The sequence below is a fragment of the Exiguobacterium sp. s46 genome, assembly GCF_018618875.1.
GTDB classification, from domain to species: domain Bacteria; phylum Bacillota; class Bacilli; order Exiguobacteriales; family Exiguobacteriaceae; genus Exiguobacterium_A; species Exiguobacterium_A abrahamii.
On record NZ_JACSMY010000001.1, the window covers coordinates 142,716 to 156,442 of the forward strand.

Below are 13,727 nucleotides of genomic sequence, written 5' to 3' on the forward strand. Positions count from 1 at the left end.
AAACAATGAGAGTGCATAGGATTCGTTTTTGAAAACATGTGAATGACTTCCACGGACAAGAAAGCGAAACTGGTCGATTTCCTAGGAAATACAGGTTGACTGAACTGGAATGTAAGGAAAATCCAAAAAAGCTTCACTAAGTCTTTACAAAAACCTTGCAAGTCCTTCAAGTAGCCTTTGAACTGCTTCCGTAGACTAAGAAAGAGTTGAAAAGAGGAAGGGTGTTTACGTGTGAGTGATCAAAAATGGAAACGACAAATCATGCAACAACTGAACTGGGTCCGCGAAGAGAAAAAACGGCTTACGAGCGCGACGACCGCAAGTAAAGATGCACTCGAAAAACTCCGTCAGTTAGACGTCTTGCGACTGCCGACGGTTCGAACTTCTAATAACACGACGACACGTTATCGACAAAATAGCCAAGCATCACTGCTGAATCAATTGGATGTCTCGGAGATTCCGGTCCGGACGACGACGCGTTACTATGAAAAGCGACCAATCGAGATGGCAATCGTCTGCTCGGAATTCATGTATGCCTATTATGAAGATGCCGTTCATCTCCACTACGTCAATGCGCATACATTCGAAGAAGTCTTCGAGCGTGAGATTGATCTCTTTTTAGTCGTTTCCTCATGGAAGGGGTTACGAGGAGACGATTGGAAAGGTGTCGCCACACCGAATTCAAAGAAACGCCAACGACTGCTTTCGATGATGCAGGAAGTCAAAGCCAAAGGAATTCCAGTCGTCTTTCAATCGACGGAAGATCCGAGCAATCATGAACGGTTTCAAGACGTGGCGCAAGCTGCCGATTATGTCCTGACTTCAGATGAGGCGATGATTCCTGAATACCGCGTCTTATGTGGTCATGATCGGATCATGGCGATGCCGTTTGGTGTCAATCCATTGATTCACAATCCGATCGGAGCGACACGTAGCCGAAAGAAAGGCGTTTTATTTGCCGGTAGCTGGATGGCGAAATATCCGGAGCGTGTTAAAGATACGGAGATGTTGTTTGATGGGGTGATGCAATCCTCGCACGAACTCGATATCGTGGACCGGAATTATCATCTCGACTTACCAGCCTATCAGTTTCCGGAGCGCTATCAATCACGGGTCGCACCAGCGATTCCTTACGATGCTTTACAACAAGTCAGTAAATGTTACGACTGGGTCTTGAACCTGAATAGCATCAAATACAGTAAAACGATGTGTGCTCGTCGCGTTTATGAATCGCAAGCACTCGGGAATTTGATCTTGTCGAATTACAGTATCGCCGTCAACAACGAGTTTCCGAATATCTTCACTGTGCATGACGCACAGGAGGCGACGGCAATCGTGGAACGTACGTCACAGGATGAAATCGAACGGTTACGGGCAGAAGGACTTCGTGCCGTCATGACGGAGCATACGGTCTTCGAACGGATGGATCAGATCCTAGCGTTCATTGGACGAGTACCTGAAACACGGAAACATCGCTTACTCATCGTCGTCGCTCAGGATGGGGAAGCTATTCGTGACGTGATTGATCGCCAAAGTCTCACACCAGACGAAATCGTCTCAGCGGATACGTTGACGGAGCAAACCTATGATCAAGCGGATCTCGTTGCTTGGATGGATGGAGAGGAATCTTACGGCGAATATTATTTAGAGGACCTCGTGAATGGCTTTAAATATAGCGATGCCAGCATCGTCCGAAAGGGAAGCGAGCATCCGTATCATGTACAAGAGATGAGCGGTAGCCGAAACGGTGCGATCGTTTGGCGGTCAGCTATCGGATATGACATGTTCCAGGCAGATGAACTGAACGGAAAAACACTGTTGCTCGATCAATTTGAGTGGAACGAGCAGACGGTAGTTCCGACGAATCAGACCCCGCAACTGTCGGTCGTCGTTCCGATCTATAACAATGGGAAACACCTCACGTATAAATGTTTCGCCAGTCTAACGCGGATGGATCGATTCATGGAGTCGGAGATTTTACTCGTAGATGATGGATCGACGGACATAGCGACACGTCAAGCCGTAGAGCGTCTCGCGCGACGCTATGGAAATGTCAGAACTTATTTCTTCGAGACAGGCGGAAGCGGTAGTGCTTCACGTCCGCGTAACAAAGGAGTCGAGATGGCACGAGCTGACTATGTGACGTTCCTTGATCCGGATAACGAGGTACTCAGTGATCGATATGCCTTTTTGCTTCAAGAACTAGAAAAAGATCCATCACTTGATTTTGTGGCAGGGCATATGAAAAAGCTTGCCGAGAAGACGAGCATCATCGCCTTGCCGACGATTCGTAAACAAGGACGAACGGTTTGTGAGGATCCGAAAGCTTTTCTATTGAAACATCGGTTTGCGGTACAAAGCATTCAAGCGCTCGTCGTCCGTCGTACCTTCCTGCTTGAACATCAATTGGAACAAGTCGTCGGTGCGGTCGGTCAGGACTCCTTGTTCTTCCAAGAATTGATGCTTCGCGCGAACCGTGTCTTACTCGTCAATCGAGTCATCCATTATTATTACGCAGCCGTTGCAGGGTCAACCGTGAATGCATTGACGGTGAAGTTCTTTGAACGAAGTGTCGTCCGAGAGCGGGCACGAGCTGAGAAATTCGCTCGTTATGGAGTGCTAGAGGAATACAAGGAAACTCGATTCGAGCATTTCTTTGAGCATTGGTATCTTGTCAAGTTACGCTACTGCAGTGATAAGGACTTTGCACCGAGTGTCGCATTACTACGCACGATCATCGGATTCTATGAACCAATCACGTTGACGAACCCGTTGATTCGTCGATTCATGGAGCTTGCAGATCGACAGGAGACGGATCGACTTCAACACTTACTACTCGAGGAGGTGCAAAAATGACGGCATCGATGAAAACAGCACGCCCCAAGGATCAAATCCGAGCTGCCTACTACGATCAGTTAGGCGGTGGATTCGGTAAAAAAGTCCGCGCGCGTGTTCACTGGATCGTTCGACAAGCAAAAGGAGAGCACATTTTAGATATTGGTTGTTCGGGTGGAGTCGTCCCGATTTTGCTCGGACGCGAAGGGAAACATGTCATCGGGATCGATGTGTTACCAGAAGCGATCATCGAGGCCAAACAAGCGTTACTTGAAGAACCGGCATCCGTAAAAGAAAAAGTGGAATTACATGAAGCAAATGTCATGACGTACACACCTGACATTCAATTCGATACAGTCTTGATGACGGAAGTACTGGAACATATCGGGGAGCCAGAGCGCTTTATCGCCCGTGCCGTCTCGTTCATCGCACCAGAAGGACGACTCGTCATCACAGTCCCATTTGGAGTGAACGATTATGCGGATCACAAGCGGACGTATTATTTAAACCGACTGCTTGAACAGTTGACACCCTTCGGTAAGATCGAGACGATCGAGCGGATTGACAAGTGGCTTGGGATCACGATTCAAGTCTATCCGGAACCTCAATCCGGTCGATCGATTCTACCGGCGGAAGTCGAATGGCTTGAAGACGCCTTTGAAGAGGTGGAACGATTGCATCTCGCAACGATCATTGATTTAAAACGCAAGCAACAGAATCTAGAACGAAAAGTTCAGCGGTTAGGGGAACAAACGGACCAATTGGAACACGCTCAAGTCGAATTGCTACGTCATGAACAGCAACTACAGGAACAGCGTGAACAGTACAAGATGCTCGAAGAACAATATGCCGTACTGCTTGATCGATTCGAAGGATCATTGGTGACAAATCTGGAATTGCTGGAGGCGAATGCATCATGGAAATCAAAATACCGCTCACTCGCGCGATCAAAGCTCGGAAAAATCGTCGTCCGCTACTGGAAGTTCCGACGTCAACTCAAGCAGCGCCGGAGTCGTCGATGAACGTCTTGATGATTTGTCAAAATTTCTATCCGGAAATCGGGAGTGCGGCAAACCGAATGAAGAATATCTTCAAGCGGATGGAACAAGCGGGAAGTGACGTCCATGTGTTGACGTCAGAACCGCTCTATCCGACGGCAGAACTTTATACGGACTCGATGTTCTGGGATGAACCGAGCCTCGATACGGCACATGTAACCCGTATCCAACCGCGTGACGTCCGGGCGACGAATAATTTATGGCGGCGTCTTCGCTTGTTCGTGGAACAATTCGTGCTCGCGGTAAAAGAGGTGCGACAAGACCCGAAATCCTATGCCTACATCTATGCGACGACGCCATCCATCTTCATGGGGCTCGTCGGGGTCGTCGCGAAACATGTCAAAAAGGCTCCTTTGATTCTCGATGTACGTGATTTATGGCCGGAATCGTTGATTGGCGTCGGAATCACGAAATCGCGTCTCTTATTGACTCCGCTCTACTGGCTTGAAAAGTGGATGTATCGTCAGGCAGATCAATTGGTCATCAACAGTGAGGGGTTTCGATCGTATATTGAAGGGCGGGGCATTGCACCGGAAAAAATTCATTACATCCCAAACTCCATCGAGGAAAATGAGTGGTTGATCAAACGCCGAAAAGTATCGGAACAAGTGCGCGTCGTGTATACAGGGAATATCGGACTCGCACAAGATGTGTTCTTGTTGCTTGACGTCGCACAGGAACTTCAACAAGAGCAGGATATCTGCTTTCAAGTCGTCGGTTACGGCTATCACAAGCAAACGTTCGAACGACTCGTCAAGGAGCGTGGATTGACGAATATCGAGTTTCTTGACGCGATGCCACGCTGGGATGCGTTGAAACAACTCGCGAAGAGTGACATCGCCTTTGCGACACTCGTCGAGAGTACAGCGTTCGATACAGTGACACCAGGCAAAATCATCGACTACATGGCGATGGGCTGTGCCATCGTCGGTGCGGTATCCGGTCATGCGGCGCATGTCATCGAAGAAGCAGGAGCCGGTTATGTGTCTGTCCAGCGGAAAAAAGAGGAGATCGTTGATCATATTCTCGAGTTATCACGAAATCCAGAGAAACGTGCAGCGATGGGACGGGCGGGTGTGGCATACGTCCAACGCCATTTCGATTGGGAACAAAATGAACAGCGCTTGTTTGAAGCCATCGAACAAACGCAGTCACGAAAGGTGGTCGCAGAATGAAGCGAATTGGAATGTTTGTTTGGAATCCGTTTACGAATGACGCTCGTGTCTTGCGTGAATGTACAGCACTCGTCGAAGCAGGACACCGCGTGGACCTATACTGTCTCAATGACGGCACACTTCCAGAAGTCGAATACCCGATGTCAGGGTTTCGCGTCATTCGAATCGACCGGACGCCACCTTTTGCGAGGTGGCTCCCGTTCTTTCGCAAACGGAAAAAACGGACCCTTGTTATCGGATTGATGGGTGCGCTTCTTGCGCCATGGCTCATTCCCGTGATGCTCGTGCTCTTTTTACTCATGCGAAGTCGATTCATCCGTTACGCCCTATATAACAGTTTCGGCATTCTTCGTATGACACGTACTGCCCGGAAGCATGATTATGACGTCATGCATGCGAACGATGTCAATACGTTACCACAAGCGATTGGGGCGGCGCGTGGTGCACAAATCGTCTATGACTCGCATGAAGTCCAGACCGATCGGACAGGATACGGAAGCATGCAAGGGAAATTAGAACGCTGGTTGCTTCGATTCGTCGACCAGACAATCGTTGAAAATGACACGCGTGCAGATTATCATCAAAAATTATATGGAATCCGACCATCCGTCTTGCACAATTATCCGTTTTACGAACCGATTATTCCGCAACCGCGACCGTTACGCGAAGAGTTAGCACTCGCACCAGACGAGCCGATTTTGTTGTATCAAGGCGGGATCCAGGAAGGACGTGGACTGGAGCGACTCATTGAAGCGATGCCGTTCATCGATCGAGGAACACTTATTTTCGTTGGAGATGGAAAGTTAAAAGGGAAACTGATGCAACTGGCCACGCAATCATCGGAAAAGTCTCGTATCCGCTTCATTGATAAGGTTCCACTTGCTGAACTACCCAGTTACACGGCAGCGGCGACGGTCGGCTTTCAAGTCCTCCAGAACGTTTGCTTCAATCATTATTCCGCTTCTTCGAATAAACTATTCGAATACATGGCGGCGTTGATTCCTGTCATCGCGGCCGACTTACCAGAAATCCGTCGTGTCGTCGAAACAGAAGGAGTTGGATTAATCGTCGATGTCGAATCACCGCAGAGTATCGCCGAGGCGGTCAATCGTCTAGTGAAGGATGAGAACTTGCGACGGGCGATGCAGGAACGAGCAAGCGTAGCAAGGAGACAATACAACTGGGAGCAAGAAAAAGGTCGACTTCTTGCTGTCTATGACTCGATTTTCATGGAATCTGGCGCAAAATAAGAAAAATAGTCAACGACTCGAAGGGAAATCCACGTGCAATGAAGGCGGATTCCTGACGAGTCGTTTTGTTTCATTCGAATAGACACGAAGGATTCGCGAAAGCTTCATAAGATTTACAAAAACGATAGAAAACACTGGAAATGTAAGGTCTGTGAAGAATGGTTTAAGAGATGGTTAGAAGCATTGGAAAGCAAAGGAAATGTCGTTATGGTCTAGTTACAGCCAAGCCACAGACCGTTCGTTGGCTAGTATGACTAACTCGATGGAGGAATGACAAAATGAAACTTTGCACAATCGGACTAGGATATATTGGATTACCTTCTTCTGCGATGTTCGCGGATCATGGCACGGAAGTCGTAGGTGTCGACATCGATCCACAAATCGTCAATCTTCTGAACACGGGAACGATTCATATTGAAGAACCAGGACTCGAGGATGTCATCAAACGAGTCGTCGCGAACGGAAAATTCCGAGCGACACTTACGCCAGAACGAGCAGATGTCTTTTTAATCGCCGTTCCAACTCCTAACTTAAACGATACGTATAAATCGTGTGATTTGAAATATGTCATTTCAGCGGTTAACAATATGCTGCCATTCCTTGAAAAAGGGAATGTCGTTATCGTCGAATCGACGATTGCACCACGTACGATGGATGACCATGTTCGTCCCTTAATCGAAGCAGCTGGATTTACGATCGGTGAGGACATTTATGTCGTCCATTGTCCCGAGCGTGTCTTGCCAGGACAAATCTTACATGAACTTATCCATAATAACCGCATCGTCGGTGGGTTGACGCCAGCGTGTGCGGAGGCAGGAGCTGCCGTCTACGAAACATTCGTTCAAGGTGAGATTGTCCGGACCGATGCCAAAACAGCCGAAATGTCGAAGTTGATGGAGAATACGTTCCGCGATGTCAACATTGCTCTTGCAAATGAATTAACGCAAGTATGTCATCAGCTAGAGATCAACGTCTTAGATGTGATCGAGATGGCGAACATGCATCCACGTGTGAACTTGCATCATCCGGGACCGGGAGTCGGTGGTCACTGTCTCGCAGTCGATCCGTACTTCATCGTCGCAAAAGCCCCATCGCTTGCACGCATCATTCATACGGCACGACAAACGAACGTTCAGATGCCGCAATTCGTTGCTGAACAAGCGGCTCGCCTCGTCGGTTCCCGTGTCCGTCCAAAAATCGCTGTCTTTGGTGTCACGTATAAAGGAAACGTCGACGATATGCGCGAGAGTCCAGCTGTTGAAGTCATTGAACAATTACTTGACCGTGGACTTGACGTCGCTGTCTGTGATCCGCACGTCGAACGTTCAATCTCGACACGTTTCGAACTCGTCGATGAGCTGGAAGCGATTCAAGGCGCTGATCTAGCACTCGTCTTGGTCGACCACGATGAATTCAAACAATTCGATTCACGTCGTCTCGCAAATTACATGCGGACACCGTTACTCTTTGATACGAAAGGGATCGTCAAAGCGCTCGACGCTGTCAAAGTCCTGAACTTCGGTAATTTGCATACGCACCGCGTGACGGAAGTGGATGCGAAAGCGATATGAACGCGTTACGAACGATTGGGGGAGAGTTGAAGGATCATCTGTATCTGATCTTTCGACTCTCGCTTTATGAAACAAAGAGTCAATATAGCATGCAATACCTGGGTTGGTTTTGGGAGATCATGACGCCACTTCTCCAAATCGGTGTCTACTGGGTCGTATTCGGCTTCGGGATTCGTGGTGGGCATCCAGTCGATGGAATTCCATTCGTCTTTTGGCTCGTCAGCGGATTGATTGCTTGGTTCTTCATCGGCAGTACGATTCCAAGTGGTTCCCGGTCGATTTATGGTCGGGTTGCCCTCGTCTCGAAGATGCACTTTCCACTAAGTACGATTCCAGCGTATGTCATTTTGGCACAATTCTACCGTCATCTCGCGATGATTGCTTTGACGATCATTTTAGGGTGTGCCTTCGGTTACTTCCCGGGATGGCATACGCTTGAACTCCTTTATATCGTACCGGCAGGCGTCGTATTCCTATATGCGGTCTCCTTATTGTTATCCGCACTTGCGACGATGATTCGAGATGTACAAAACATGGTGACATCTGCGATCCGCATGCTGATGTATTTAACGCCAATCATGTGGATTCCGCCAGATCACTCGTTATTCAAGATGTTGTTGATGCTAAACCCGCTCGTTTATTTGATTGAGGGATATCGGTCCGCACTCATCGGAACGGGTTATCTGCTCGATCATATGTGGTACGGCGTGTACTTCTGGTGTATGACGCTCGCAATCTTACTTGTTGGAGCATCGATTCACATTCGATTCCGACGCTATTTCATCGATTACGTATAGGAGGGAGAACGATGGGTCATGTCGTGTTTGAGAATGTATCGAAACGGTACATGCTCTATGCCCGACCGATCGACAAGCTAAAAGAAGTGTTGTTCGGTAAGGTGAATGGAAAATCGTTCTATGCTCTGAAGAACGTCTCCTTTTCTGTGGAAGAGGGAGAAATCGTCGGTGTCGTTGGCATCAACGGAAGTGGGAAATCGACACTATCGCATCTGCTTGCTAACGTGACACCACCGACGTACGGTCGGGTCACGTTGGGTGGGAAGTCAGCCTTGATTGCCATCTCTAGTGGATTGAATAGTCAACTGACAGGGCGAGATAACATTGAATTAAAAGGGCTGATGATGGGCTTGACGAAACGCCAAATCGAGACGATTACTCCAGAAATTTTAGAGTTCGCTGATATTGGGGAGTTCATCGATCAGCCGGTCAAGACATATTCGAGCGGCATGCGAGCTCGAATTGGTTTTGCGATCTCGATTCATATTAATCCAGATATCTTGATCATCGACGAAGCACTCTCAGTCGGAGACCAAACGTTTACCGAAAAGTGCCTCGATAAGATGCGTGAATTCCGCGATCAAGGGAAAACGATTTTTTTCGTCAGTCATTCGCTCAGCCAGGTAAAGAGTTTCTGTACAAAAATCCTTTGGTTGGAATACGGGGAAGTACGTCTATTTGGTCCGACGAACGAAACGTTGGCTGAATACAATAAATATCTATATTGGTACAAACAGTTATCAAAAAAGCAAGCCTCCCATTACGTAGCTAAGAAACGAACGGAACGGATCGGTTCCGTGGATCAGCAGATGATGGGCGAGACGATTGAACAATCGTCATGAAATGAGATAGGGGATGAAGTAAATGAAACGTGTCATGCTTGTATTCGGAACACGACCAGAGGCGATCAAAATGGCGCCGGTCGTCAAAGCACTTGAAAATCGTCAGGACGTCGAACCAATCGTCGTCGTTACAGCACAACACCGAGAGATGCTCGATCAGGTCCTTGAACTGTTCGAAATCACTCCGGACCATGACTTGGATTTGATGCGTCCGCGTCAGACGTTAGAGGAAATGACGGCGCGTATTTTAAACGCGATGCGTCGCGTCCTCGAAAAGGAACAGCCGGATCTCGTCCTTGTCCATGGGGATACGACGACGACGTTCGCTGCTTCTTTAGCGGCGTTCTATCAACAGATTCCAGTCGGTCATGTGGAAGCAGGACTACGGACATATGAAAAGTATGCGCCGTTCCCAGAAGAGATGAATCGTCAATTGACAGGTGTGTTGGCGGATTATCATTTTGCACCGACTGAACAGGCTGCAATGAACTTACGTGCTGAGAACAAGCAGACACCGATCATCGTAACCGGTAATACGGTCATCGATGCGTTGAAGACGACTGTATCACCGACATATACGCATCCTGTCCTATCGCGCCTAGAGAAGTCGGGACGAAAACTTGTCTTGCTGACCGTTCATCGCCGTGAGAATCATTTACAACTGGCAACGATTTTTGAGGCGATTGAACGATTAGCAAATGATCATCCAGAAATCGAAATCGTCTATCCGGTTCATCCGAATCCGGTCGTACTAGAAGCGGCAGCTCGCTTGGAGCATCATCCGCGGATTCAATTGATCGAACCGCTTGATGTCTTTGACTTCCATAATCTTGCGGCTCGGGCATCCTTCATTCTGACCGACTCAGGTGGGATTCAAGAGGAAGCACCTTCGCTCGGCGTGCCTGTCCTTGTCTTACGGGAGACGACAGAGCGTCCAGAAGGGGTCGAAGCTGGAACGTTGAAGCTCGTCGGGACGAATCCAGAGATGATTTATACGATGAGTCATCAATTGTTAACGGATCAGGTGTTCTACCAATCGATGGCACAAGCGGCGAATCCTTATGGCGATGGACAAGCGGCGGAGCGAATCGTCGATGCCATCATGAGTGAGGTACCTGTATGAGTCAACGTATTCCTCCAGCGATTTATCAATTCTTTCCATTCGGAACGCAGGAAAAAATCTTGCTTGAGGATGCTACAGATGGTGTCTATTTTGATTTTCAAGAAGCGACGGCAGACGACAAATTGTACATTCAGTTGTTTGATCAAGGATTTCAACATCCTCCTTCAAAGTTATACCGGTCAGACGCCACGATTACAGGAAATCTCATCGAGGTGACCTGTCATTTCGAAGTCGATGCACCATGTGTCGTTCAGTTATTCAAGATGCAGTATGGACAGAAAAAACGGATGGGATCCGAAACGGAAACCGTCACATTGACGAATGAGACAGTCGTTCATGTACAGATGAAACGAGTACCGGGAGCGAAGTATTTCAAGGTGGCATGGAAGTTCTTGCAAGAGGGGAGCTTCCGGGTCCATCTCCGGGACATTCAGATTGTGCAACATGTCACGGCAGGGGAGGAAGCGACGTATGCTATTTAGTTCGACGATATTCTTATTTCTGTTCTTACCGACTGTGTTGATCGTCTATTACCTACTCCCACGCAGCTTCCGAAATGGCTGGTTATTAGTGACGAGTCTATTCTTTTATGCATTCGGAGAACCACGTTTTGCGTTGCTGATGCTACTGAGTGTCACGATCAACTACTTCTTCGCCTTGTTCGTCGATCTGTATCGACACCGAATCGGCGTCAAATGGATCATGTTCAGTATGATCGCAGTCAATCTGGGGTTACTCGGCTGGTTCAAGTACAGCGGATTTTTTGTTCGTTCAGTCAACGAGACATTCGGATTAGGATGGTTCGTACCAGAAGTCGTCTTGCCACTCGGAATCTCGTTCTATACGTTTCATGCGATGAGTTATGTCATCGACATCTACAAAGGGAAGGAAGCGGTGCAAAAGAATCCGCTTGACCTCGCCCTTTATATCGCGTTCTTTCCCCAACTCGTCGCGGGTCCGATCGTTCGCTATAACACGATTGCGAGCCAAATCGAGTCACGAGAAGAGACGGTTTCCGATTTTGCCCGAGGGGTTCGTCGGTTTACGATCGGCTTAGCTAAAAAACTGATTCTTGCCAATGGATGTGGTCAGGTCGCGGATGCCATCTTCAATATGAAAGATCTTTCGATGGGGCTTGCTTGGATCGGCATCATCGCCTACGCCTTACAAATCTATTTCGATTTTTCGGGATACAGTGATATGGCGATTGGACTAGCTTTGATGTTCGGATTTCATTTTCTTGAGAATTTTAACTATCCCTACATTTCAAAGTCCGTTTCTGAATTTTGGCGTCGATGGCATATTTCGCTTGGATCATGGTTTCGGGATTATGTCTACATCCCGCTTGGTGGAAATCGTGTCTCACCGTGGTTACAGTATCGCAACTTAGCAATTGTCTGGATGCTGACAGGTCTTTGGCATGGTGCGAGTTGGACGTTCGTCGCGTGGGGAGCGTATTACGGAATCTGGATCATGCTCGAGAAAGCATTTCTCGGGAAATGGTTGGAGAAAACGCCAGTCTTCTCAACCGTTTGGACACTCGTACTCGTGTTGGTCGGTTGGGTATTCTTCCGTTCAGAGACGTTCCCGGAAGCCGTTACGTACATTCAAGCGATGTTCGTACCAGATGTGATCTGGGATGAACGCGCGAGCTACCAGCTTGTCCAAAATGGTGTTCTACTGCTTGTCGCGTGCATCGCAGCGACACCGATTCCGAAAATCATCGGAGAGCGATTAGTTGTGTCACTCGGAAGAATTGGTACGACGATGCAGTATGGATATGCGATGTTGCTACTATTTTTGGCGACATCAGCACTTGTTGCAAGTACGTTTAATCCATTCATCTATTTCCGCTTCTAAAAAGGAGGTCTACTGATGGCACAGCCACTTGAAACAGAAAATAAGCAGGGACAAAAACGGACGACTTCTTTTGAACGGATCATGATGTGGGTGACGACGATCAGTTTTTTACTCATCTTGTTAACGATTGGTATTGGTACGATCGTCCGAGAAGACCGTGTGCGTTCTCAGCTAGAAAATCGTACACTCGCACAATCGGTCAATCCGACGATCGAAGGAATCGCGACTGGAAAAGACATGCTGAAGATGGAGACGTATTTCACGGACCAACTACTTTTGCGAGGGACGTTCGTTGAGATGCAGGCACTACTATCGAAGGATGTCTTCAGACAGCCTTTTCGTAATGGAATCTATACAGCTAAAAATGGCTATATGATCGAACCGAGTGCCTCGACTCAAGTCCAGATTCCAAACGCGTTTCAGCAATTCGTGCAAGAAGTCGATCGACCCGTCTATATGGCGCTAGCTCCATCGAAGACGGTCATTGCTGAACGCGATCAGTTGATCCCATCGTATGTTGCTTCGAATGCACGGACACGTTACGCAGGAATGATTCGTGACTTCAAGGCTGCGGGGATGACGAATTTGTCACTTGATCAATTAAAACTAACGGACTACTTCAAGACGGACCATCACTGGAATATCGACGGAGCAGCGTCAGCATACCAGACGATTACGAAGGGGATGGGATTGCAACCGGTCACACCATCAAAAGCAGATCGTAAAGAGGATGAGCATGCCTATTATGGTTCATTAGCGCGAAAGACGACGCTTGCGTACGCGACGTCCGGTGATCAGTTAGCTTATTATGGACCAGCATTCTTTAAAGGGATCGATGTCTGTTACGACGGGGCATGCGATCGTCCAATCATTGATGAATCCTTCGTTCAGCAGGAGGGAGATTACGTCGATCGGTATGAAGTATTCTTGCGCGGGAATCACGGCATCATGTCGATGAAAGAGCAAACGAAGAATGATCGACCAACGATTCTCGTCTTAAAGGATTCATTCGCGAATCCTGTCTTACCGTTCCTTGCTAAAAGTGCCAATCTGGAAGTCGTCGACGTTCGTTATGTGCCAAAATCATTCGACGTCTCGCAGTTCGCTAAACAAAAACAAGTCGACTCCGTGTTGTTCCTGCATAACTCGAACATTGCTGGATTGATGAAGACGTATGAAAACACACTATGAAGGAGTTCATGACATGAGATCCCGA

Annotated in this window: 10 protein-coding genes and 1 pseudogene; all 11 read left to right on the forward strand. The window is 48.0% G+C overall.

The genetic code is table 11. The features are described from left to right. The first annotated feature begins 231 nt into the window (after positions 1 to 231). Positions 232 to 2,856 (forward strand): glycosyltransferase, encoded by a 2,625-nt coding sequence (locus tag KNQ08_RS00755; RefSeq protein WP_214724424.1) that lies wholly within the window; start codon positions 232 to 234, stop codon positions 2,854 to 2,856. Next, positions 2,853 to 3,857 (forward strand): class I SAM-dependent methyltransferase, encoded by a 1,005-nt coding sequence (locus KNQ08_RS00760; protein ID WP_064300330.1) that lies wholly within the window; start codon positions 2,853 to 2,855, stop codon positions 3,855 to 3,857. The genes KNQ08_RS00755 and KNQ08_RS00760 overlap by 4 nt, the downstream gene beginning before the upstream one ends. Further along, positions 3,752 to 5,068 carry a glycosyltransferase family 4 protein gene (locus KNQ08_RS00765; protein WP_251133593.1) on the forward strand — a complete coding sequence of 439 codons (1,317 nt, stop codon included), beginning with the start codon at positions 3,752 to 3,754 and terminating at the stop codon, positions 5,066 to 5,068. The genes KNQ08_RS00760 and KNQ08_RS00765 overlap by 106 nt, the downstream gene beginning before the upstream one ends. Next, positions 5,065 to 6,318 carry a glycosyltransferase family 4 protein gene (locus tag KNQ08_RS00770; RefSeq protein WP_214804384.1) on the forward strand — a complete coding sequence of 418 codons (1,254 nt, stop codon included), beginning with the start codon at positions 5,065 to 5,067 and terminating at the stop codon, positions 6,316 to 6,318. The genes KNQ08_RS00765 and KNQ08_RS00770 overlap by 4 nt, the downstream gene beginning before the upstream one ends. 278 nt (positions 6,319 to 6,596) lie before the next feature. Beyond that, positions 6,597 to 7,889, forward strand: a complete 1,293-nt coding sequence (locus tag KNQ08_RS00775) for a nucleotide sugar dehydrogenase (RefSeq protein ID WP_214804385.1) — start codon at positions 6,597 to 6,599, stop codon at positions 7,887 to 7,889. Further along, a complete protein-coding gene (locus KNQ08_RS00780) occupies positions 7,886 to 8,686 on the forward strand; it encodes an ABC transporter permease (protein WP_029341022.1) in 801 nt (266 codons plus the stop codon). Before KNQ08_RS00775 ends, KNQ08_RS00780 begins: the two co-directional genes overlap by 4 nt. A gap of 11 nt (positions 8,687 to 8,697) precedes the next feature. Then, a pseudogene (gene tagH, locus KNQ08_RS00785) lies at positions 8,698 to 9,438 on the forward strand (teichoic acids export ABC transporter ATP-binding subunit TagH); the annotation flags it as partial. Between the two features lie 112 nt (positions 9,439 to 9,550). Then, entirely contained in the window at positions 9,551 to 10,651 is a 1,101-nt protein-coding gene (wecB, locus tag KNQ08_RS00790) for a non-hydrolyzing UDP-N-acetylglucosamine 2-epimerase (RefSeq protein WP_023467472.1), read from the forward strand. Continuing rightward, a complete protein-coding gene (locus KNQ08_RS00795) occupies positions 10,648 to 11,133 on the forward strand; it encodes a hypothetical protein (RefSeq protein WP_214804386.1) in 486 nt (161 codons plus the stop codon). Before wecB ends, KNQ08_RS00795 begins: the two co-directional genes overlap by 4 nt. Then, positions 11,123 to 12,511, forward strand: a complete 1,389-nt coding sequence (locus KNQ08_RS00800; protein ID WP_064300326.1) for an MBOAT family O-acyltransferase — start codon at positions 11,123 to 11,125, stop codon at positions 12,509 to 12,511. Before KNQ08_RS00795 ends, KNQ08_RS00800 begins: the two co-directional genes overlap by 11 nt. A gap of 15 nt (positions 12,512 to 12,526) precedes the next feature. Then, the gene (locus KNQ08_RS00805; protein ID WP_214804388.1) at positions 12,527 to 13,702 is read left to right on the forward strand and encodes a DHHW family protein; all 1,176 of its coding nucleotides are present in this window, start codon (positions 12,527 to 12,529) and stop codon (positions 13,700 to 13,702) included. Positions 13,703 to 13,727 lie beyond the last annotated feature (25 nt).

What these genes read in the sequence shown, in the direction of transcription:
- KNQ08_RS00775 (WP_214804385.1), top strand. Translation starts at nt 6,597, where the DNA reads ATGAAACTTTGCACAATCGGACTAGGATATATTGGATTACCTTCTTCT.
- KNQ08_RS00770 (WP_214804384.1), top strand. Translation starts at nt 5,065, where the DNA reads ATGAAGCGAATTGGAATGTTTGTTTGGAATCCGTTTACGAATGACGCT.
- KNQ08_RS00805 (WP_214804388.1), top strand. Translation starts at nt 12,527, where the DNA reads ATGGCACAGCCACTTGAAACAGAAAATAAGCAGGGACAAAAACGGACG.
- wecB (WP_023467472.1), top strand. Translation starts at nt 9,551, where the DNA reads ATGAAACGTGTCATGCTTGTATTCGGAACACGACCAGAGGCGATCAAA.
- KNQ08_RS00780 (WP_029341022.1), top strand. Translation starts at nt 7,886, where the DNA reads ATGAACGCGTTACGAACGATTGGGGGAGAGTTGAAGGATCATCTGTAT.
- KNQ08_RS00795 (WP_214804386.1), top strand. Translation starts at nt 10,648, where the DNA reads ATGAGTCAACGTATTCCTCCAGCGATTTATCAATTCTTTCCATTCGGA.
- KNQ08_RS00760 (WP_064300330.1), top strand. Translation starts at nt 2,853, where the DNA reads ATGACGGCATCGATGAAAACAGCACGCCCCAAGGATCAAATCCGAGCT.
- KNQ08_RS00800 (WP_064300326.1), top strand. Translation starts at nt 11,123, where the DNA reads ATGCTATTTAGTTCGACGATATTCTTATTTCTGTTCTTACCGACTGTG.
- KNQ08_RS00765 (WP_251133593.1), top strand. Translation starts at nt 3,752, where the DNA reads ATGGAAATCAAAATACCGCTCACTCGCGCGATCAAAGCTCGGAAAAAT.